Origin of the sequence: Legionella jamestowniensis (assembly GCF_001467745.1) — a bacterium.
GTDB classification, from domain to species: domain Bacteria; phylum Pseudomonadota; class Gammaproteobacteria; order Legionellales; family Legionellaceae; genus Tatlockia; species Tatlockia jamestowniensis.
The window spans coordinates 1,390,630-1,411,072 of the sequence record NZ_LNYG01000013.1 but is presented as its reverse complement, the minus strand read 5'-3'; the positions used below and the strand labels follow the sequence as shown (position 1 = coordinate 1,411,072).

Below are 20,443 nucleotides of genomic sequence, written 5' to 3'. Positions count from 1 at the left end.
TCAGTTAAGCGATGAATATGGTTCTTGATTGGCAATTTTTTCTATTATTTCTACACTTTAAAAGAATTTAAACTGTAAGTTCACATAGCTCAGATTGTTTTTGTAAATCCTCAACCAGGGAAATAATACCCTCTACAGAACGCTTCACTTCCCCTTTCGTAAAAGGATTATAGGAATTAGTGGTGTACGCTGAATACATCATCGCCGCTGGGAATACTATAGAACGCATGGCTTGAAATGCTGAGCTACATAAATAACTTGCCGTATCTAGAAAAAATGTCGGACTTCCACAATAGCCTGAGTAACCCAGGCAATAGGGGGTAATGCATAATAGGCCTACAAACCCCATGATAGGGGCATAAATTAATCCCCCAAATCCGGCAAAGAAATCAATAAAGATATTTCCTCCAAGCGACATACCTACATTTAGTTCGATTGGATCCCCACCAAAAACAGACGGAACCGTCATTTTACTCCGCTCGATTTCTCGTGCGGTGTTTATAACGAGCTTACAGTCTGGATCTTTTTTTTGTAATTCATTATTGATAAGCCGTGCTTTTCTTAAAAGACCGCTATAGAACTCATACTGTTTTTGTGCATTACGTACTTTGTAATAATAAATTTCATTCATATCATCTACGGGTATACGCCAGGAAAAATGCTCCTTCTCACGAAAAATGGCATAGGTATTAAAAATTGCTTCTTTATCTACTGGTGTCTGTAAGTGATCTCGATATTGGATCGTGGCGGCAGAACCTACAACAGTCAAATAATAAGCCCAACGATCTTGGCAGATTTCGGCTAGAGTAGTTTCTAAGTGTTTGCTAATACGGTTTATTTTCGGTGATGCAAAAAACATATAGACTCCAAATTGTTCGCTTATAAGGATTCACCTTCATAAGCGCTTGATGTAATAGTTTATATTTTACCCTTAAGCGATAAATAAGATAGGTTATTAAATTGATTAAAATTAAGACAGAGAAAAAATTTCTTCTCGACATTCCGATTTAGAATGGACTATTAACAATGTGTCGTAGTGTTGTTAAGTCTCGGAACTAATAAGCTTAGGAGACAGTCAAATCAGACTCCATTATCTGATAATTATTTCATGGCTAAACTTTCTTAAATAATTTTAAGTCAATCAGTGGAATGATAGTCTTGTGTATGGATTCTGCATTTGATTAACATCTTCAGAATCCTTTACTATTATTAAAATAATGTTGATTAAGTGGGAACATCAATGCGACTTCTTATAGCTATCTTTTTGCCATTTCTTGTTTTTTTTACCATTGGAAGGCCCCTAGCAGGTATAATATGCTTAATTTTGCAAATTACGCTTATTGGATGGATACCTGCAGCTTTATGGGCTGTCTATTCTCTCTCCCAGTATAATTTTGATAAAAAATTGCGTGAACATCACCAAAGTAAAAACTGAGTAGGTGCTAGGGTGCACTGTAAGCCCCTGCTTGAGCTCAACGTAGATAACGCATAACTAATACCTTAAATGTAATTGCCTCTCTAAATAATCTGGATAAAATAGTGCGGTTTGCTAGCCCTATACTCGACTATGGTTTAAATAATGTCTAAAAAACCACTCAATCCTGCGTCCCCAAAGCATTCTTCTTTAGTACATTCAGCCTATCGTGCCGATATTGATGGGCTGCGTGCCATTGCTATTCTTGCAGTGGTTATATTCCATGCGTTTCCTGCGATATTACCAGGGGGATTTATCGGCGTTGATATCTTCTTTGTTATCTCAGGATTCCTAATTTCACCGATTGTTTTTTCAAGCCTGGAACAGGATTGTTTCAGCCTCATTGAATTTTATGCCCGACGCGTCAGGCGAATATTTCCGGCCCTAATAGTGGTGCTCACCGCTTGCCTGGTCATCGGCTGGATTGTCCTCTTTCCAGATGAATATACCCAGCTTGGGAAACATACCTCTGCTAGTGCAGGTTTTATACAAAACTTTATTCTTTTGCGTGAAAGTGGGTATTTCGATAATTCTGCTGAAACTAAACCGCTTTTGCATTTTTGGAGTCTTGCTGTTGAAGAGCAATTTTATATTTTTTGGCCACTCTTACTAGCATTCGTGTGGAGACATCATTGGAATTTTTTCAGAATAACCGTGGTGATCGCCCTCGTTTCTTTTATTGCAAACCTCCATTTGATAGCAAGTGGCCGACCGATGGCCGCATTCTATCTTCCTTTTTCAAGGTTTTGGGAATTGATGATAGGGGGAGTGTTAGCGTATGCTACTTTACATTGTTCTAAACTCATCAAAACATCTAAAAATACGCAATCACTTTTAGGATTCGCCCTACTATTTGCCGGTTTTATACTCTTAAATAAGGAAAAAAATTTCCCAGGATGGTGGGCATTACTGCCCACCACAGGCACCTTTTTTATACTCGCAGCAGGTCCAGCTTCATGGTTGAATAATAAACTATTAGCGAATAGGCTGATGGTTTGGGTAGGTTTGATTAGCTACCCTCTTTATCTATGGCATTGGCCTCTTTTGTCATTCTTACATATCCTCAAAGGCAACGTTTCAAATAGTTTAAGGCTTATTGCTGTTGGCAGCTCGATTTTACTAGCCTGGTTAACCTACCGGTTTATAGAAAAACCGATTAGGGCGGGTTCTCTAAAAATCTCTGCTTCGTTAGCTACTACCTTAGTAATAATCCTTGCCCTAGGTTTAATTGATTATAAATCGAATATTTTTAAACAAAGTGACGAACGAACTGAATACTCAGCTTATTTTGAGGACTCCCTTCCAGAGTGGGGTTATCATACAAGGGAGAAAATATTAGAAAAATATCGTGCGGATTGTGATTTTTATGATGTAGATAAATATAGGTTGGGGCGAGCTACGTCTATTCCCCGCTCTACGATTAGCAAGAGTTGCTTTACTCGTTCCTCATCCTATTCCCATTCTGTATTGCTGTGGGGAGACTCCCATGTACAGCAACTTTATTACGGGTTAGTCAATAACCTGCCTAAAGATTGGCAAATTTTATTGGGTGTTAGTTCGGGTTGCGCTGCTAATCCAGAGGTTACAAAACCTTCAACCACGAATTATTGCGATCAATCTAACTGGAAAACATTGCAAACCATCAAAAAAACAAAACCTGATGTAGTTATTGTTGGACAGGCGAAAGGGCACTCTCTATCAAAGATGATTCTTGTGGCTAATCAACTTAAAAAAAGGGGAGTAAAAAAAATTATTTTTACAGGTCCCGTTCCACAATGGACCCCTGCACTTCATAAGATTATTGCCAAAAATCTTTGGAGAAATACACCTAGGCGAACTATGGTTGGCATCAATCAAGAAATTATTAACCTGAATAATCAGTTGGTGATACATTTTAAGCAAAGCAAAGATATTTTGTTTATAGACCTGATTCATTTCTTTTGTAATCAGCAGGGTTGTTTAACCTATATTGGCAAAGATAAAAAACAAGGTATCACAACGTTTGATAATGGGCATCTAACGTCAATTGCCTCTAATAAATTGGCAAAGGAAATGTTGGTTGAGAAAATAATTTCATAGCTAAAATCGCAGGGGAAGAAGCGGCAGGAAAGCGACGACTTCCAAAAAGGAGTGAGAATGGTGCGGCAGTGACATAATTCAAAAATTTTTGTCCCGTGTAACGATGCTTACGAGCTACTTGCAAAAATGTTAGCTCCCACTTCATTTAAAATAGCACCTAATGCAAAAGATATTTAGGCTTTTATCAAAGGGGGTTACTGCTGTTATTATTTAAGGTTAGGCATACTTGCCAGTGGTAAATCCATATAAACTAAAAATCAGTTTACAGTGAAATACTCTTGATTTAAATTCAACACATTGATTCATTTTTTGAAAATCTCATGTTTGCCAATTTATTTGAAAGCTCAATCGTATTAAGTATCCGCTATTACTCCACTCAAGCCTATGACGTAGCGATAGAATTTTTACGCCAGATAGAGAGACTAGGGTTTGGCTTTACCCAAGAGTTTATTCGTGATCCTAAAGTCATGATTCAAACATTAACCGCTGCAGCGCGAAGCAATAAAGCAGGTTATAGCGTTGTGAGCCTGGGATATTTAGGTGGGAACTATGCAGTAATTACACCAAAATCTCACACGCAACTTATTGAATTACTCAATCAATTTGATCAGGAAAAATTATCTCGGCGAGGACATGCCTCTTTTAAATTTTTTTCTGGTAATGATTTTTTCATTATTTCTGAAACGGGTCATACCGCAATGGTAGCCAGAAAAAATCTATCCCGTTTTCTTACTCCATCCAGATTTATTAACTCAATTGTCACCGAAATAGAAAAAAGTGTTGAGCGGAACACAGATATCCAGGTTAGACATACTGTCTGCGGCATTATCCGTACAGCCATGGTAGAAAGTTTATTAGGGATTAACAAATTACCAACCAATACTTATCAAGTAATGGAGTCGTATAGAAATGATGTCAAACGCTGGGGGGCATTTCCTTTTCCTGAATTGCTTAATTTAATGCCAAGCTTGAGACAAAAAAAAGAGGTATACAGGGCTTTTTCAAAAGGGATTTTAGAGCAAGAATTCGAAAAACTAGTTAAAGTACTGCATACAGAAAATGATCCAGTAAATGCTAATTTAATAGCTGCTTCAGTCATAAGTTTATTTAAAGAAGAACATCCGACCTTGTCAGATAAAGATCTATTATCTGCTTTGAGATCTTTATCTATTGCCACGATTAGAAGGTATTTTGAAAATCCCATTGTCCAATCAATACCGATGATTTTAAAAGCCGCAGACAACCTAACTGATGCTATTGTTTTGTGTCTGGTACAAATTGCATCAGATCCAGATAAAATGAAAATGCTCCAAGATGAAATTAATAGTAATAACCAGATTTTAAAAGAAGACGTATCTATTAGTACTCTTAAATCTTTACCTCTATTGGATGCTTTTTACAAAGAATCCATGAGGTTTGATGCACCCATTGCCATACCGCGATATACCGAACGTGGTTATTTATCGGATTCAATGACCATACCTTCCAATACCATGGTTATCTTTGATTTGGAAGCCTTAGCTAAAGGTAAAGAATATTGGGTTAATCCGGAAAAATTTGACCCTATCCGTTTTTTACAACCTAAACAACAGCTAGATACAGAAGGAAGTGGGGACTATAAAAGTCATACATTGGGTAAATTTCCATTCGTCCCCTTTTCTGTAGGCCAGCGCAATTGCCCAGCCTTCGCAGTCACTGAAATTTTATTTAAATTGACTATTGCTAAATTTGTTTCAACCTACGAATTGCAGTTTGTTGAAAAAAACGACGACGATTCAATATTACACATTACTACCAGAGAAAGCTCTTTTAGTCTAACTAAATAATCGGCAAAGAATTTAAAGGGAGAATTCGTAGAGCCCCGTTCAGAAGAATCAACTATGTCTAACATTTTTTTTTAACAAAGTTGATCTCCTGCAATAAATCTCGGTTCCTCCAATTCACGTCGTTGGCAAAAACCATAAAAAATTTCGTTCTGAGTAAAGGTATTTTTCCTGATTAAATCTATTTTTTTATATCAGGATGCATGTTGATGAAGAAGGCGCTTTATTATCTTTTTCCTCCCTTTTTACCTCATCCAGGAAGGTTTTGCCTCCTTTTTTAAAGTTCAATTTAGCCCCTGACAGTTTAGGTATAGATTGGGATGAAGCAACTGAGGTTTCAAGCATTTTAATCCCAAAATTCAAGGAATGAATGACCCTTATTTCACTGTTTACTAATCGTTGCACACTACGCTGATAATATTCAAGAGGCGTTTCTTCGACAGCAGAAACACTAAAAAATGAGCTGGACGCAATTTTATTCGACTCAACATTGTTGTGTTCAAACAATGCTTTCATCGCCTTAATGAAAAAGGGAATGCATGATGCATTGTCATTAAAACTTCGATAAAAAGGACAGGCAAAGCCCTCCTCTCCGATTTGAAAAATAACCTTCCCATCCACTTCTCTACAAAAATCTTTACTCGCATAAATGGATAAGGTGATAGTAGAGATTTTTAAACTACCCTCATCGATGTTTTCACCGGCGAGATGCTCCCTTGCTTTCAAATAAGTTGCAATAGTCTGATATAAATCAGCTGGAATTTTATCTTTATCTACCAACGTATAAGGTGACTTGAAGGTCGCATGCTTCATGGTTTCATAAGCAGATTCATCAATAAAAATTCTTAGAGACACCGGTGTAAGATCTTCTTTTAATCGACCTACATACTCAGAGACAAGATGTTTGGTATGAGCAAGTACGCCTGGCAGTTCTGTCACTTTATTAAGTGAACGTGTTGCCCCAGAGACCTTGTATTTCACTTCGACAGCATAACGCAACGTTTCATTCACTTGATTCTCAGCATTAAAAACCTGAGGATGAATAATACCTCGCAAACCTCCACTGCCTACAAAGTAGTTGGTATCTGGATATCGCCCTTTTAGTTCATTAAAGTCTTTGATTTCTTGATATTCAATTTTGATGCCAATTAATGCTGCATACTCTCTCAATGTTTTTTCCAAATCACTAATGATGACTTTTGTAGGAATATTATCAAGAAGTTCCCCAAAGCCTTGACTTCTATCCATTCCAGCAAAGGAGCTCTGTTCAACATACATCGCATGATTTCTTATGGGATCGTTATATTTCTCAAACATGAGAATTTCTTTTTCTGGGCATCGTAGTTTTAACTGTATTGCACCTAGAAGACCAATAGGACCAGCCCCAATAAAAATAATGTCAGTCATACATGTATACCATTTAACCAAACAAGTCATTTATAATAACAAATAAAATTTTTTTTGTTCAATAAAAAAATGGATCTTGTGATGATCGGTAATATTCTGTGTAATCAAAATAGGATATTATTGGCAAAAGATTTAAAGGCTTGCCGTTGAATTGAAAGGAGTTTAGATCATGCAAAAAATAACCCCTCATTTATGGTTCGACAAGGAAGCAAAAGAAGCTGCCGAGTTTTACACCTCCTTATTTCCTGACTCCAGGGTTACCAATGTCACCACCCTTCACAACACTCCGTCAGGAGATTGCGATGTGGTGTCTTTTGAACTTTCTAATCAATCGTTTATGGCGATTAGTGCGGGTCCTTTTTTTAAATTTAATCCCTCAATCTCATTCCTTCTAAATTTTAATCCTTCGCAAGAAAAGCATTCTGAAGAAAATCTTCGCAAATTATGGGATGCGTTGGGCCAAGAAGGAACGGTACTTATGCCACTTCAAGAATACTCCTTCAGCAAATGTTATGGTTGGATACAAGACATATACGGCCTTTCCTGGCAACTCTTCCTTGCAGATTCCAATTCCGATAAACGACCTTTTATCACCCCGTTTTTCATGTTCGTAGGTAGCATCAATGGCAAAGCAGAAGAAGCGATTAACTTCTACACTTCTGTTTTTGAACATTCAAAGCATGGCAATATCACTCGCTATGGCGCTGACAACAAATCGGAAACAGAAGGGACTCTCATGTTTGCCGATTTCATGCTGGCAGGGCAATGGTTTGCTGCCATGGACAGTGCTCAAGCGCATGATTTTTCTTTCAATGAAGCCCTGTCTTTTATGGTCAACTGTGAAAATCAGAGAGAGATAGATTACTATTGGGAGAGGCTTTCTGCAGTGCCCGAAGCAGAACAATGCGGGTGGCTAAAAGACAAATACGGACTTTCTTGGCAAATTTCACCTAAAAGTCTTGATGACATGATGAAACATGGCACGCGTGAGCAAATTGACCGGATAACAAAGGCGTTCTTGTCCATGAAAAAATTGGATATTGCCGCGCTCAAACGTGCTTATGAGGAAAAATAACTCAGGTTATCTCATCTTCATTAGCAAGTTTAAAATAAGACACTACAATCCCTTATCCAGCGATGAATCTTTTTCTTTTGTGTCTATTTTTAGATCACTCATTCGTTGTTTCATCGCTTCCTGCACTTCGATTACTTTTTGCCCAAATTTTTCTATTTCTTTTAGGTAAGGTGTTGCATCTTTTTCAAGATATTTGGTAGCAATAGTTGCCAGCTTCTTATTAAGGTCAATTTTTTCAAGATATTTATCATTAGGAAAATCGGTCTCATAGTCTGATAAAATCTTTTTGTAAGCGGTTTCAAGCGTGACTGCTGCACTTTTAATTACGGTTGGGACTTTATATTTTATCGCAGTTTCTAATGCTACTTCAGCATGCCGAATAGTCTCCTTTATTCCTCCTGTATTAAAAAACACTTTTGCCAAATTAGAATATATTTTCGATTTCTCCACATGTAATTCAGTTAAGACTTGATAATTGGGTGTGTAATTTTCATAAATTTCCAAGGCAGATTTATAAAATAGTTCCGCTTTCTCAAGCTCAGGCTTGAAATGCTGCCCCAGTCGTTTTTTCTCCATGGCTGCCCGAAATTTTTCATCAGCCGATTTCTTGAATCTGTCAGCTAAAGTAAATAATCCATGCTCTACTTTTGCCAAATCTTCAACCGCTTTACCTCCAGCCTCTTTCGCTTGAGTAAACGCTTTTTGATACATGCTGTACGCTTCCAGCAAATTTCTATCCGATAATTGATTTCTTTTAGACTGATAGCTGTCTCTTACTTCTTTAAGGTGACCCTGGACAATATGATCGGTTTCTGTCGCAAATTTCCCCTTATGAACCGATAGTTCCAATGGGGTTATGTGGATAGAATTCACCAGCCCTGTAGCACAGCGCACACCATTGGCCACACCTGTACCAAAACGATACTCAGGGCTCATTAACGCATCGCCACATAGCACCACGGGAATGGCATAGTTCTTAGTATTAACAGGATCAGGTACATATTTTGGGTCCACGTCAAAGGGAAGAAATTTCAGCCGGCCTTCTTCTCTGGTAAACGCTATGGATTGTCCTGTTTTTAACAGCAATAAGTCCTTAAGATAGGCTTCTTGTACACTACTATCTTCTCGGGCTATTTTCTCTGGGATTTCAAAGTAGAAACAGTAACGAGCCCCTTCACCTTTTGTAGTCCACTTCGAAATGACCATTTCGGGATCAGCAAATTCCTTCCATCCATACTTTTGTTGCAAATCTTCCATCGTTTTGGCATAAACAAGTGGATCTCGCGTTTTTAAATCCAATATTTTACATCGCCCACTGTTTTCTTCATCCATCTGGACATAGGCTATAAAATGATTTTTTATAGGATTTTCGGCAATCCTTTGAATCCCAAACGTAGAATCTCCACCAAATTTTTCCGCGGTAAATCGCGCAACAGACCTATTTTCACCGCTACAATCAATGAGCAAATCGCAAGTAAGCGTTAGTCCTTCTTTTGTTTTTATTTGGTTTTTTTCCAGTTCTGCAAATGATTTATCAACCAGATTTACACCATAGCTTTTAGCTGACTCAAGTAAAACGCGTTGCAGGTCCCCTATAAAAACAGAATTTTCGGGCTCCCCCTTGGAATCCGGTACATATATTTCTGGTATCTCTCTTGATTTAAAAGAAGAATTGATAATCTGTACCGCTTGTTTGGCAATAATACCTGGTCTTTCATAGCTGTTAACGCGAGAATCAAGCACAGTAACGTCAATAGAACCGCCATACTTATCCTTTAAAAGAATGGCGGTATATAGTCCAATAGGACCAGAACCAACAATTGCGATATGAGTTTTTTTTGGGCTTAACATCATTTAACCTGCCTGTGGGTCTTTAATAATATATAGCCGATAAAATTTCCTCATGCACAATCAGTAGCAGTAACCCTTAAGCTATTAACTACATCGATTTGAATTTTCAGAGATTGCGGTGCTTTGCTCAATAAGTACCCGATTAAAATTGCCCAGTCCTAATTGATTTAATTCCTGTAGCAACCTCTCATTGTTTTGTTTCATATTTCGAGACTGGTTATGATAGGCCATTATTTTTTGTGTATCCTCATAAGAAATAGAGGCATTGGTCAGCTCTTTCCCATCCTTCAAAAGATAAAGACGCGAATAGAAGGGAGCGTTTTCCAAATGTAGCGTTACCTGAATAGAGTCACTCAATTCAAAAATAAGTTGCTCTTGTTCTTCTCTTGAGTTTGTTTTGTCAAATAATCTAAACATAATAGTTCACCAATTTTTTTTAAAGTTTAGCAGGATTTTAAAATTGTGCAGGGGCGATTGTTTGTTGCGGCGATTAACTTAGCCGAAAGCCTAGCAGTATAACATAACTGAAAAAAAAATGATCATGGCCCTACGCCGTATAACAGGTTTTTATAGCTATTCTTTTACAAATAATTCACTCAAGCTATAATTCCCCCTCTTTTATTGGTAAAGGAATATTCATGACAAGCAAGGGTAAGGTGCAGCCTGCTTCTCAAGATTCTAAACATGCAAACTTTATCCATCGCGCCCAAAGCGATGGCCGGTTAAGACAAGCCCAATTAAAAATGGTTAATATGCTTCATGTAATCGACCAGGTTTGCCAGAAGTATAAACTTGACTATTGGCTTGAAGGGGGAACCCTTTTAGGGGCAATTCGTCATCAAGGTTTTATTCCTTGGGATGATGATTTGGATATTTCTATGCCTCGGGCCAGTTTTGAAGCATTCCTAAAGCTTGCTCCCTCTGAAATTCCATCCCATATGCACTTACAAACCCCAAAAAGTGATCCGGGTTATTTTAACCTGTCTGTGCCTCTTAAAATAAGGGATCGCAACAGTCGTTTTATTGAAATTCATGAAACAGGGAAGGAGCCTTATCAACAAGGGATCTTTATCGATGTATTCGTTTATGACGCCATGCCGGCAAATTCGCAACAGCGCAAGCGTGAGAAATGGTTATCCAAAAGAGTGTTACGTTTATTAACCCACAAATACAGTGCTGTTCAGATGGGGCATCATGCCAAGGTTTATGCAGCGATCGCCAATCTAATTCCAAAGACCTATCTGGAAGCTAAATTACAGCAATTCATTGAGCAGGCAAAACTTAGTGATAGCCTCTATCTGGGTTATGGCTATGATTGCGTAAATGCTAATCTTGTCACTCGTGAAGACATTTACCCGTTAAAACGTGCAGCATTTGAGACAGGTGAATTTCTTATTCCTAATAAGGCCGAAGTTATTTTAAGCCAATTGTATGGCGATTATATGACTTTACCACCTGAGCATGAACGCCGAATGAAACATTGCCGGGAATTAATTCCTGTGCTTGACGAGGTAATAGGATGAATATAAAGCTAGTAATTTTTGATTTGGATGGTGTGTTGGTTGATTCGAGAGAACATCATTTCCTCGCTTTAAACAGAGCCTTGGCTGAAGTTGACAATCGTTATGTCATTTCCCCTAAAGAACACTTACAACTCTTCGATGGGTTGAGTACCCAGCGCAAATTAGACCTCCTTACAGCACAGCGTGGGTTAGACCGACAGTTACATCCTTTTATCTGGGAAAAGAAACAGCAACTTACGTTTGAAGTTATTGATGAAGTACTTGAACCTAATCCGCGTATTGTAGAACTTTTCAAAAAACTTAAAGCGGATGGGTTAAAGATTTATGTCTGTTCTAACTCTATACGTGAAACAGTCAAGCTTATTTTGTTAAAACTGAATTTAATGAAATATGTCGATTATTTTATATCAAATCAGGATGTCATTTCTCCAAAGCCCCATCCTGAAATGTATTGGTTAGCAATGATTAAAGAGAAGGTTTTGCCCAAAGAAACATTGATTGTTGAAGATTCTTATGTTGGTCGTACAGCTGCTATATCTTCGGGAGCAAACTTGTGTGCAGTTAAAAGCCCGGCAGAAGTTACTGTTGCTAAAATTTATCAAGATATGCAACGCCAAGTTAAATCAGCGGAATGGCATGACGAATCATTGAACGTTTTAATTCCAATGTCAGGGGCAGGTAGTCGCTTTGTGAATGCCGGTTTTACCTTTCCCAAGCCGTTAATTAGCATTAATGAAAAGCCAATGATTCAGCTTGTGGTTGAAAATTTAAATGTTCGTGCCAATTTTATTTTTATTGTGCGGCGAGATCATTATGAAACCTACAATTTGGAATCCATGCTAAAAATCATTGCACCAGGCTGTAAGATTATTATTACCGATCAAGTGACAGAAGGTGCTTGTTGCAGCACCCTACTGGCCGCTGAGTATATTGACAATGAAGCTCCCTTGCTAATTGCCAACTCTGATCAATACATTGAATGGGAAAGTGGCGCATTTTTCCATGCTATGAATTCACCAAATATTGACGGGGGCATTTTAACGTTTGAAAGTACTCATCCCAAATGGAGCTACATTCGATTAGATGAACATGGTAATGTAAATATGCTCCGTGAAAAGGAAGTCATCTCCAATCAAGCAACCGTAGGCATTTATTATTGGACACACGGCAGAGATTATGTCCGCTACGCCAAGCAAATGATTGACAAAAATATTCGCGTGAACAATGAGTTTTATGTTGCGCCCGTTTACAATGAAGGCATTGCTGATGGCATGAAATTTAAGGCGTATGCGGTGGATAAAATGTGGGGGTTAGGGACTCCTGAAGATTTACAACATTTTCTTAATGCTTCTCCCATAATAAATAAGAATACCCTTACAGCAGAAGCAGAATAAAAAGATAGAGACGTCAGCCACCCACTGGCGAAGATTTATTTTCACCTGGTGGATTAATCTGGCGTCTAATCCAAAAGCTCATGGAAATTCGGCAAAATTATTAGAACAAGGTACACGTTCGACTGGCTTCAAGTATCTCTGCAGTTTCGAAAACACTTAAACTATCTATATAGGTGCTTAATTCCTGTGGAAGTGAACCTTCAAGGCCACTGCTTGATTGGTTTGCTTTTGTAAAAAAAGCACATTGATAACGTAAGGAAGGCACTTCTGTTTTAAATCCTAAATGGCGGCAATAATTTAGGTGTTCAAGCTCAGCGCCCCTATCCTGTTCTTCTAGAAGATCATTTAAAAAAGAAACCCTCTCAAGATTAGGGAAAATAGCATTGAATGCCTCTTTGTTAGTTTCAGGCATCTTTAAAATTTCATTTTCACACACATAGAGCTGTTTTATTGAAGGCAATGAATCCTTAAGAGCGTTTAACAGATTCGGCTGTAGTAAATGGAGATTATTAAGGCCTAGATACAGAACTGTTACATCCAGACGAACATTGGAAAAAACAAATAGCAGTTCTTCTTCTGTAAACTGCTCAAAGTTATTTCTACTTAAATCCAACTCGGTAATCTCAGGATTATCCAAATACTTTTCTAAAGTACCAGGCTCAAGCGTCTGAAAAAAATCTCTTAATGTTCCGCTTAAATTAAGATACATAAAAACTCCTACCTGTTAGACCTATAAAATCTTTGTTGTTTAATTGTTTTTCAAAATGAAATTTTTTTAATTATATTGAGTAAAATTATTTTGGCAAGTAAAAATATTTTACTCAAAGATCACTTTCTCGATTTTTCCAGGTTTCTGCTTTTGGCTGTTATCCGTAGAGGCAATGAACATCGTCTTATTATCTTTCCCACCAAGAGCGCAATCGAAAGGGGCATAAAGCGTTTTTATATTGGCGAGGCAGTCGCTATTAGCACCGATACATAGCACTTCATTTTTTCCAGGTGATGCTATCCAGACCGCATTTTGTTTTTCATCAAAAGAGATGCCATCAGGGTAATGGCGATTTAAATCTTCAGGAACCCCATTTTCATCGAAGCTCACTTGAAATCCCAAATTATCAAATTTCACCCATGGCCTTTGGTTGACCAAGGTATGATTTTTATCAATATCGAAAATTGAGACGGTGGCCGCAAAGGTTTCGGCGACAATGAGATGCTTGTTATCCGGAGTTATAACAATGCCATTTGGATAGCCAACATTTGTGGCTGCAACCTTAACCTCATGCTCTGGCGTAATCATTAAAACAGTTGATTTAACTGGTTTTACTTGATGTGCTGGATAAAAACCTGAAGCGCTTAAATAAATGGTATCATTTTTGGAAACCACAAAGTCATGGCAATAGCCTGGTGCAGCCATCGCCAGGGATTGATAAAGGGATAAACCATTGTTGTTATATTTTAGTAACTCCCTATTTTTTAGAGAAGTGATTAATAGGCTTCCATCAGATAACCAGCCTAGTCCAACGGGTGTATCAACAGCAATTTTTTCGATAAGCTCGGCTTTTTCAGAAAAACAATAAACCGTATTCCCCCATAAATCACAGAACCACAAGTTATTGTTATGCCATCTTACACCTTCAGTAAACTGGAAACCCTCAAGAAAGAGCGCTGTATATAATCTATTCATTCATTTCTCAGCATTTACCCTAAACTCTATTTAGTAAATTCGGCACGTTTGACAATAACTTAACAAAAATGATATAAAAAAAACCACCTCTAAAAATTCTACTTCTTATGCCACGATTTTATATTTTTTTTGCTATGACATTCATTGCCAGTATGAGTTTTGCAAAACCCTGTACCCAACCCAACAGAAGCTGCTTAAAACTTAATAATCAATACACACAATCTGCAAGCATTAAATGCAACGGGTTAAGCGGAATATCAGCGACAACGCACTCCCTAGCGTCCGTTCAATTAGATTTGGCTTATGGCGATGGACTCGGTGCCCCAGAACCACGAACCATTTACTGCAAATTAGATTATGCTGCCGAGCAGCCCACAAAGGAGTTTAATTTTTATAACCCTTATTGGGGTTCAGTGCTGGAGTTTACTTTAATCTCTGAAAAAAAACTGGAAGTCCGCGTTATAAACGGCTGGGGGCCTAGAAATGAAACGCATTATACATTTAGTTGGTAAACAACCTTAACCCCTCAAAACTTCTCAATCAATCTAGTTAGTACAGATGTGATAACCAGATTGATTTTAAACAATAAATTTATTCCATTCGCCATAAGATGAAACAATTTTCCCACGTGGAATACATAAAACAAATAGCAATATGCCACACATTAAGCTAGCAACGGTTGCGATTCCACTAGCCCCGTATACAAAAGGGGTAATCAATAAAGCGAGGGCGAAAATTAAATTAAGGAAACGTATCGCCCGCGCTACTTCCGCCAAGGCTGTGACGGTTACTGTGACAATTAATGCCCCTATTAAATGATCGGCATTGGCCATCCCTCCTGAGGTATCCAGGGTAAGCCTGGTAAACATTAGCCATACCCCAATGATTAAACATAGAACAAGGTTCCAGGGTAAACTGACACCCCCGTCCAGCGTTTGCCGAATTATTTTCCAGGGCGATTGCTCAAAATTATCCTGAATTTCCTTCTTATCATTTGGATTATCATCGCTATCACCCACTAAAAAAATGCGCAATAATGGGCGACCTGCTTTCCATCGACGCCATAAAAAAACACTCGTTGCAACCAGCTCATCAAACGAATAGGGAACTTGCATCAGCATAGCAACGGCTGCAATGAGACAGAGTGTACACCATGTATCAAGCACGATAGGTTGTATAATAATAAATGTGATTGAGACGACACCTAACGGAACGATTAAAATGCCAAACAATAAGACTAACCAAGGCATGGTACGCCAACGGTTAACGCCACCTATTATTCCAGCTACAATTTCAAGAAGATAAACCATTGCTCCAAGTCCTGCATCTGGGACTGGCCAAGCTTCTGAAACAGAAGAAGTAATAATTTCTTCTGTACCATTTTTATTGTCAGGCAATGCGCCTGCAAAAAAAGGATCCCACACCCTATCTATATGACCAAGCTGGTAAGCCGCCAAATAGCGTGAAATAAATAATCCAATAAAAGCCAAGACAATAATGGGTAAACGTTGAAAATAGCTCGAAGGGGAAAAATCCCAACCTGACGGAATGTCCGGGCCTGTAAGCATAGCGTTCGGGGCGACACCAACAAATGGACGCAGGCACACTGAAAAACCAATGATAAATGAGCCTATTAATGTATCATTCAAATACGCAGCTGCCGTGGGGGCCCAAAATACTAGCGGTGCCGTGATTATCCAGCAGCCAACGCCTGCGCATAACCACCTTGCAAAGGCAAGTCGCCACGATAATGCCAAACAAGCGAGCATGGCAACCGCCGCACCACTTACAATGTCACTGATGATTAGGGCGTTAGATTCATAACCTAAACTAACAGGCGAGGCAATAAGCCAAAAACCCAAACCAATAATTATAAAATAAGCCCATAAATTTTGCTGATGTTCGGTGCGAAAAAGTGTTTCATATTGTTCTCGTGAAACATCAATTTTCGGTGGTAAGGATTCCAACCAATCCGGTAAATTTAAACCATTATTTTTATACCACTGCTTTGGATTTGTTTTTAACGCATTAATTATTTTCGGTAATGTTTCATAGATGGAATGCTTCGGCACCCAGTGCAGCTTTGTTCGTGCTTTTTCAATGTTTAAATCATAATGATCCGAGGCCCTATCAATCATAAAAGGTCGTATAAAAGGTTTTTCTCCTTCATCAAAATCATCGGGGACTAGCGGCTCTAATTTGTTCTGCATAGCTGCTGCTGCCTTAGCCAGGGGAGGAGGTATATTTAAAATGTCCCCTTTTTCGCCATGGATTAAACAGGTAATTCGCTCCTGTAGTTCTTCATAGCTAAATATCTCTGGCTCCCCTCCTAGCACAATTTCCTCTGCTGGTAGCTCATTGCGATATTCAAGCGCTTTCTTAAAAAGATTAATCATATCTTCACGATGAATAAACGATTGCCCGGCATCCATATCACCAGAAAATAAATGACTCTTAAAGTCCCGCTCGTAAACCCTAGTAATTTGATTAGCCAGAGTGGGGATACAGCTAGAATCATCATAAACACCAGCGAGCCTTAGAATGAGATAGGGAATAGGACCATGTTCTTTTTGAACAATTTGCTCGGTACGCCACTTGGATTTAGGATAAGCCCATTTAGGTTCAATGGATGAATCTTCATTGATTGTTTTACCCGGTTTACCAGGTTGATGCACGAGCATCGTGCTGGAAAAAATAAATCGTTCCACTTCAAAATCTTGCAAAACGGCCAGAAGCTTTTGTGTCCCTTTGACATTAACTGCATCATACAGTGGAGAGTTTTCGCCGGTGAAATCAAAATAAGCAGCAAGATGGATCACTGCGGCAATGTGATTGCCATATTTTTCCCTGAAATTCTTAAAGGCTAATTCAATTGAAGGTTTGGATGTGAGATCAATTTCAAAGTCACTGCCACTTCCGGCCCTATCGAAACCTACAACGTGATAATCATCTTTGAGCTGGCTTGTTAAGGCAGAGCCAATATTACCAGCGGAGCCGGTGATAATAACAATTGGTTTCATTCCTTTGCTGGTCATCGCTTCTATCCAATCCCTTGTTTGTTGCAATTATAGCATTTAGCGCTCTTTTTGCTTCGCTCTGGTTAAAGCAAAATGATCTAAACTTTGTATTAGATTACTTAATTAGGTTAAAGGATGAAATCAGCTACCGAGGTGCTTATTGTGGGTGCAGGTCCTACGGGTTTAATGCTAGCTTTAGAACTTGCTCGTCAAAAAATTAACTTTCGCATTATTGATAAAAAAAGCGAGACTTCCCAACATATAAAAGCAACTGCTATTTCGTCTGTCGCGCTTGAAGGTTTTGATGACTTTGATTATGCAACGCCTTTTATAAAAACAGGTAATGCAACACATGCCCTTGTCGTCTATGCTGAAAATAAATTGATTACTCATGCGCCGTGGGTAGGTATTGAATCAAAATATCCTTGTTATTTTCTAATAGGTCAGAATTATGTCGAAAAATTTCAAGAACAGTTATTAAAGCAATTAGGCGCCCATGTTGAATGGGGAGTAGAATTAAAAAATTATGTCGATAAAGAGAATTTTATCGAGGCGAGTGTACAAGGCCAACAAACCGAATTAATTCATTGTAATTACCTCATTGGTTGTGATGGCTCCCATAGTGTGGTGCGCCAAAAAGGCAATTTTGTAAGCAAAGGCAAAGAATATCCTTCGCATTATATGGTGGCAGATATAGTAGTGCATGGTGATTTTAATCCCGGACACTGGTATTTCTTTTTGGCCAAAACAGGCTTCGCCTCAATCAGTGGATTACCCGATAACCGTTGGGGAGTGCTTGTCTCATTGCCTAAAACTGAAGTCTATGAAAAAGGCCGACAACCTACCCTTGAGGAGTTGCAACAGTATTTTGACGAACTATCACCCATTCCGGGCCAGCTATCCGACCCACGCTGGATTTCTCATTTTCATACTTATAGAAAGTCGGTTAATACCCGCCAAAAAGGACGCGTCATTTTGTGCGGCGATGCCGCTCATCAAGTAAGCCCCCTTACCTCTTTAGGCATGAATTCAGGGTTACTTGATGCTCGGAATTTAGGTTGGAAACTGGCCTTGGAATGTCAGGGGGTGGCGGCTAAAGGATTACTGGAGAGCTACTCTAAGGAGCAGGAGCAAACTATAAAACCAGCGAAACTGTTATCTGATATGAATGAGCAATCATTTTCAATGACAGGCATTATCTCACGCGAATATCGAGATCACCTTACTGAGCTTATGATGCAACTTGAACCCGCCCAAAAATATTTCGGTGGCTTATTATCGCAAACTAAAATACGTATGACTAAAAGTCCTATCGTGGATGAATTTATCGGTCTACCCATCCATTGGTCTTCAACGCAGCATTTATCAGAAAATAGTTCTTGCTTGCTCGCTTGGGCAGAGTTCGGGAAAGGGCCTCGCGCAGGTGAAAGAGCTCCGAATATGTATGCGGCAACCACTAGCCAACAAGGTACTACCCAGTGGCTCTTTGAAAAACGATTGGCAGGGAAACATGGATTATTTATCTTTTTAACCAGCAATAATCCTTCTGATGACCTAAAGAAAACAGTTCATGAGCTCCTGGAGAATATCAAGATGCAATATGGCTCATGGATAAACTCTTATTTAGTAGTGGATAAGGAGTCTACTATAGAAAATACGGGGCTTGCTGAAATAATTGTGGATAAGGACAATAAAATTCATGAACGCTATGGTGCCGCTGGGGAATGTCTTTACTTAATCCGTCCTGATCAGTTTGTTGGTTTTCGTAGTATTCCTTTACGCTGGGACAAACTTCAATCCTATCTACAAACCATCTTTAAAAGGTAGAAGCAATAGTTCAATCTTGGTCAATCAAGCTTTGGAAGCCAACATTGTAAGCTCATGAACCTGCTTACAAAAAGTTTCTTTAATTAACAGTAGGCTAAAAATAAATCCTATCAAAATGAACGCTATCATGATTGAAAAATTCGTTTGATAGTTAAGAAGCAACGAATAGGTTGTGGCGCCTCTTTCAAGCATTTCACCAATTAATGGCGCACTTATCGCGCCAAAAAACATAATTAAGGTATTGTTAAAAGCAAGTCCTATCGTAAGATAACTATATTGACAATATTCACTAATGATTGCAAAACCTATGCTCTGTCCGCTTGCACCAATACCAAGCAGAAAAAAACAGCCCAGAATACCTAACTGGTTAAGCGGAAAATAAATAATGGCGCTTAAATTTAAAAGCACTAAACAGATACTAAAAAGCATAATGGGTTTTCGCTGCTTTAATTTATCAGACAAATAACCCAAAACAGGACATCCAATTGCATAACCCAACCAGGCAATAGTGATGAGATAAGCTGCGAACGTAGCAGAGTGACCCTTTGCCATTAAAAAAGAAGTTCCTTCATTTTCCGACAAATATTCCAGAGAAAAATAAACACTTGAGGAGTAAAAACCTATCCACCAAACTTGTTTTTGCCGGATAAGTTGATACAAATTGGAAAGCAACGACGACGGCCTTGCTAAAATATAAAAAGAATTGGTTGCCTCTCTATTTTTATCAACAAAGCAAAACACGAGAATGGCAAATACCCCACCGATTAAAGCAAGCGCTAAAAATAATTCCCGCCACCCTAAAAAATTAGTTTCCAGCAATGCATTTAGCGGGCCTGCAGCAAGCATTGGCCCCAACGTGCCAATAAACTGAGATAACCCTATAAAGAAAGCAATATTTTTCCGTGGTAGCCAATCATAAACGGCTAGTAATAAGCAAACGAACCCAAAAGAAGAACCCAACCCCATTGATAGTCGGAAAACTAATGCCATCCTATATTCATGGACAAAAGCAAACCCGAAATTGGATAAAGCACAAATAAGGGCAGCGAATAAAAGGGTTTTCTTTAAGCCATAGCGATCTGCAATAATCCCTACCGGTAACTGCATCAATCCATAAATTATTTGATAAGCAGTGGAACTGATTATTGCAAATTGTACTGCAGACAAGTGCAAATCTTCGATGATAGAAGATTGAAACGTACCTAATACAGTACGCAGAAAAAACTCATATAAAAAGAAAAACGCACAAATAAGCCAAATTATAGTGCCGCGAACCGTCATATGCTATT

At 38.6% G+C, this 20,443-nt stretch carries 16 protein-coding genes; 8 read left to right on the top strand and 8 right to left on the bottom strand.

The window, feature by feature from the left end:
* Window positions 1–67: 67 nt before the first annotated feature.
* Window positions 68–859: a hypothetical protein gene (locus Ljam_RS10530; protein ID WP_058449982.1), complete on the bottom strand. Its 792-nt coding sequence runs from the start codon at window positions 857–859 to the stop codon at window positions 68–70.
* Window positions 860–1,240: 381 nt separating this feature from the next.
* On the opposite strand from Ljam_RS10530, the gene Ljam_RS10525 reads away from it, so the two are divergent.
* The 3 genes from Ljam_RS10525 to Ljam_RS10510 all read left to right on the top strand — a co-directional run bounded on the left by Ljam_RS10525 (window position 1,241) and on the right by Ljam_RS10510 (window position 5,379).
* Complete coding sequence (locus tag Ljam_RS10525; protein ID WP_058449981.1) at window positions 1,241–1,435, top strand: YqaE/Pmp3 family membrane protein; 195 nt, start codon at window positions 1,241–1,243, stop codon at window positions 1,433–1,435.
* A 144-nt stretch (window positions 1,436–1,579) separates the two neighbouring features.
* A complete protein-coding gene (locus Ljam_RS10520) occupies window positions 1,580–3,553 on the top strand; it encodes an acyltransferase family protein (RefSeq protein ID WP_082651619.1) in 1,974 nt (657 codons plus the stop codon).
* 320 nt (window positions 3,554–3,873) lie between these two features.
* A complete protein-coding gene (locus Ljam_RS10510) occupies window positions 3,874–5,379 on the top strand; it encodes a cytochrome P450 (protein ID WP_058449979.1) in 1,506 nt (501 codons plus the stop codon).
* A gap of 186 nt (window positions 5,380–5,565) precedes the next feature.
* On the opposite strand, the gene Ljam_RS15530 is transcribed toward Ljam_RS10510, so the two are convergent.
* On the bottom strand, window positions 5,566–6,783 hold the full coding sequence (locus Ljam_RS15530; protein ID WP_238583717.1) for a hypothetical protein: 1,218 nt from the start codon (window positions 6,781–6,783) through the stop codon (window positions 5,566–5,568).
* 169 nt (window positions 6,784–6,952) lie between these two features.
* Here Ljam_RS15530 and Ljam_RS10495 point away from each other — a divergent pair, with 169 nt between their 5' ends.
* Complete coding sequence (locus tag Ljam_RS10495) at window positions 6,953–7,858, top strand: VOC family protein (RefSeq protein ID WP_058449978.1); 906 nt, start codon at window positions 6,953–6,955, stop codon at window positions 7,856–7,858.
* Between the two features lie 42 nt (window positions 7,859–7,900).
* Here the strand turns inward: Ljam_RS10495 and Ljam_RS10490 are convergent, their stop codons facing one another.
* On the bottom strand, window positions 7,901–9,712 hold the full coding sequence (locus Ljam_RS10490) for an FAD-dependent oxidoreductase (RefSeq protein WP_058449977.1): 1,812 nt from the start codon (window positions 9,710–9,712) through the stop codon (window positions 7,901–7,903).
* Between the two features lie 81 nt (window positions 9,713–9,793).
* Entirely contained in the window at window positions 9,794–10,126 is a 333-nt protein-coding gene (locus tag Ljam_RS10485) for a hypothetical protein (RefSeq protein WP_058449976.1), read from the bottom strand.
* Window positions 10,127–10,347: 221 nt separating this feature from the next.
* On the opposite strand from Ljam_RS10485, the gene Ljam_RS10480 reads away from it, so the two are divergent.
* Both Ljam_RS10480 and Ljam_RS14970 read left to right on the top strand, forming a co-directional pair.
* The gene (locus Ljam_RS10480; RefSeq protein WP_058449975.1) at window positions 10,348–11,232 is read left to right on the top strand and encodes a LicD family protein; all 885 of its coding nucleotides are present in this window, start codon (window positions 10,348–10,350) and stop codon (window positions 11,230–11,232) included.
* On the top strand, window positions 11,229–12,626 hold the full coding sequence (locus Ljam_RS14970) for an HAD-IA family hydrolase (RefSeq protein ID WP_082651618.1): 1,398 nt from the start codon (window positions 11,229–11,231) through the stop codon (window positions 12,624–12,626). Before Ljam_RS10480 ends, Ljam_RS14970 begins: the two co-directional genes overlap by 4 nt.
* 100 nt (window positions 12,627–12,726) lie before the next feature.
* Here the strand turns inward: Ljam_RS14970 and Ljam_RS10470 are convergent, their stop codons facing one another.
* Together Ljam_RS10470 and Ljam_RS10465 are read right to left on the bottom strand one after the other, a co-directional pair.
* A complete protein-coding gene (locus tag Ljam_RS10470) occupies window positions 12,727–13,335 on the bottom strand; it encodes a hypothetical protein (RefSeq protein ID WP_058449974.1) in 609 nt (202 codons plus the stop codon).
* 108 nt (window positions 13,336–13,443) lie between these two features.
* Window positions 13,444–14,310 carry an SMP-30/gluconolactonase/LRE family protein gene (locus Ljam_RS10465; RefSeq protein ID WP_058449973.1) on the bottom strand — a complete coding sequence of 289 codons (867 nt, stop codon included), beginning with the start codon at window positions 14,308–14,310 and terminating at the stop codon, window positions 13,444–13,446.
* 107 nt (window positions 14,311–14,417) lie between these two features.
* On the opposite strand from Ljam_RS10465, the gene Ljam_RS10460 reads away from it, so the two are divergent.
* A complete protein-coding gene (locus Ljam_RS10460; RefSeq protein WP_058449972.1) occupies window positions 14,418–14,822 on the top strand; it encodes a hypothetical protein in 405 nt (134 codons plus the stop codon).
* Between the two features lie 66 nt (window positions 14,823–14,888).
* Here Ljam_RS10460 and Ljam_RS10455 read toward each other — a convergent pair whose 3' ends face one another.
* Window positions 14,889–17,345 carry a vitamin K epoxide reductase family protein gene (locus Ljam_RS10455; RefSeq protein ID WP_058449971.1) on the bottom strand — a complete coding sequence of 819 codons (2,457 nt, stop codon included), beginning with the start codon at window positions 17,343–17,345 and terminating at the stop codon, window positions 14,889–14,891.
* Window positions 17,346–17,462: 117 nt separating this feature from the next.
* Between Ljam_RS10455 and Ljam_RS10450 the strand changes: the two genes are divergently transcribed.
* On the top strand, window positions 17,463–19,154 hold the full coding sequence (locus Ljam_RS10450) for an FAD-dependent oxidoreductase (protein ID WP_058449970.1): 1,692 nt from the start codon (window positions 17,463–17,465) through the stop codon (window positions 19,152–19,154).
* Between the two features lie 24 nt (window positions 19,155–19,178).
* On the opposite strand, the gene Ljam_RS10445 is transcribed toward Ljam_RS10450, so the two are convergent.
* Window positions 19,179–20,435: an MFS transporter gene (locus tag Ljam_RS10445; RefSeq protein WP_058449969.1), complete on the bottom strand. Its 1,257-nt coding sequence runs from the start codon at window positions 20,433–20,435 to the stop codon at window positions 19,179–19,181.
* Between the last annotated feature and the right edge of the window lie 8 nt (window positions 20,436–20,443).

Bases quoted from the DNA above. Each gene is read 5' to 3' on its own strand.
- Ljam_RS14970 (WP_082651618.1), top strand. From the start codon at position 11,229: ATGAATATAAAGCTAGTAATTTTTGATTTGGATGGTGTGTTGGTTGAT.
- Ljam_RS10465 (WP_058449973.1), bottom strand. From the start codon at position 14,310: ATGAATAGATTATATACAGCGCTCTTTCTTGAGGGTTTCCAGTTTACT.
- Ljam_RS10525 (WP_058449981.1), top strand. From the start codon at position 1,241: ATGCGACTTCTTATAGCTATCTTTTTGCCATTTCTTGTTTTTTTTACC.
- Ljam_RS10485 (WP_058449976.1), bottom strand. From the start codon at position 10,126: ATGTTTAGATTATTTGACAAAACAAACTCAAGAGAAGAACAAGAGCAA.
- Ljam_RS10495 (WP_058449978.1), top strand. From the start codon at position 6,953: ATGCAAAAAATAACCCCTCATTTATGGTTCGACAAGGAAGCAAAAGAA.
- Ljam_RS10460 (WP_058449972.1), top strand. From the start codon at position 14,418: ATGCCACGATTTTATATTTTTTTTGCTATGACATTCATTGCCAGTATG.
- Ljam_RS10455 (WP_058449971.1), bottom strand. From the start codon at position 17,345: ATGACCAGCAAAGGAATGAAACCAATTGTTATTATCACCGGCTCCGCT.
- Ljam_RS10490 (WP_058449977.1), bottom strand. From the start codon at position 9,712: ATGATGTTAAGCCCAAAAAAAACTCATATCGCAATTGTTGGTTCTGGT.
- Ljam_RS10445 (WP_058449969.1), bottom strand. From the start codon at position 20,435: ATGACGGTTCGCGGCACTATAATTTGGCTTATTTGTGCGTTTTTCTTT.
- Ljam_RS10520 (WP_082651619.1), top strand. From the start codon at position 1,580: ATGTCTAAAAAACCACTCAATCCTGCGTCCCCAAAGCATTCTTCTTTA.
- Ljam_RS10450 (WP_058449970.1), top strand. From the start codon at position 17,463: ATGAAATCAGCTACCGAGGTGCTTATTGTGGGTGCAGGTCCTACGGGT.
- Ljam_RS10530 (WP_058449982.1), bottom strand. From the start codon at position 859: ATGTTTTTTGCATCACCGAAAATAAACCGTATTAGCAAACACTTAGAA.
- Ljam_RS10470 (WP_058449974.1), bottom strand. From the start codon at position 13,335: ATGTATCTTAATTTAAGCGGAACATTAAGAGATTTTTTTCAGACGCTT.
- Ljam_RS15530 (WP_238583717.1), bottom strand. From the start codon at position 6,783: ATGACTGACATTATTTTTATTGGGGCTGGTCCTATTGGTCTTCTAGGT.
- Ljam_RS10510 (WP_058449979.1), top strand. From the start codon at position 3,874: ATGTTTGCCAATTTATTTGAAAGCTCAATCGTATTAAGTATCCGCTAT.
- Ljam_RS10480 (WP_058449975.1), top strand. From the start codon at position 10,348: ATGACAAGCAAGGGTAAGGTGCAGCCTGCTTCTCAAGATTCTAAACAT.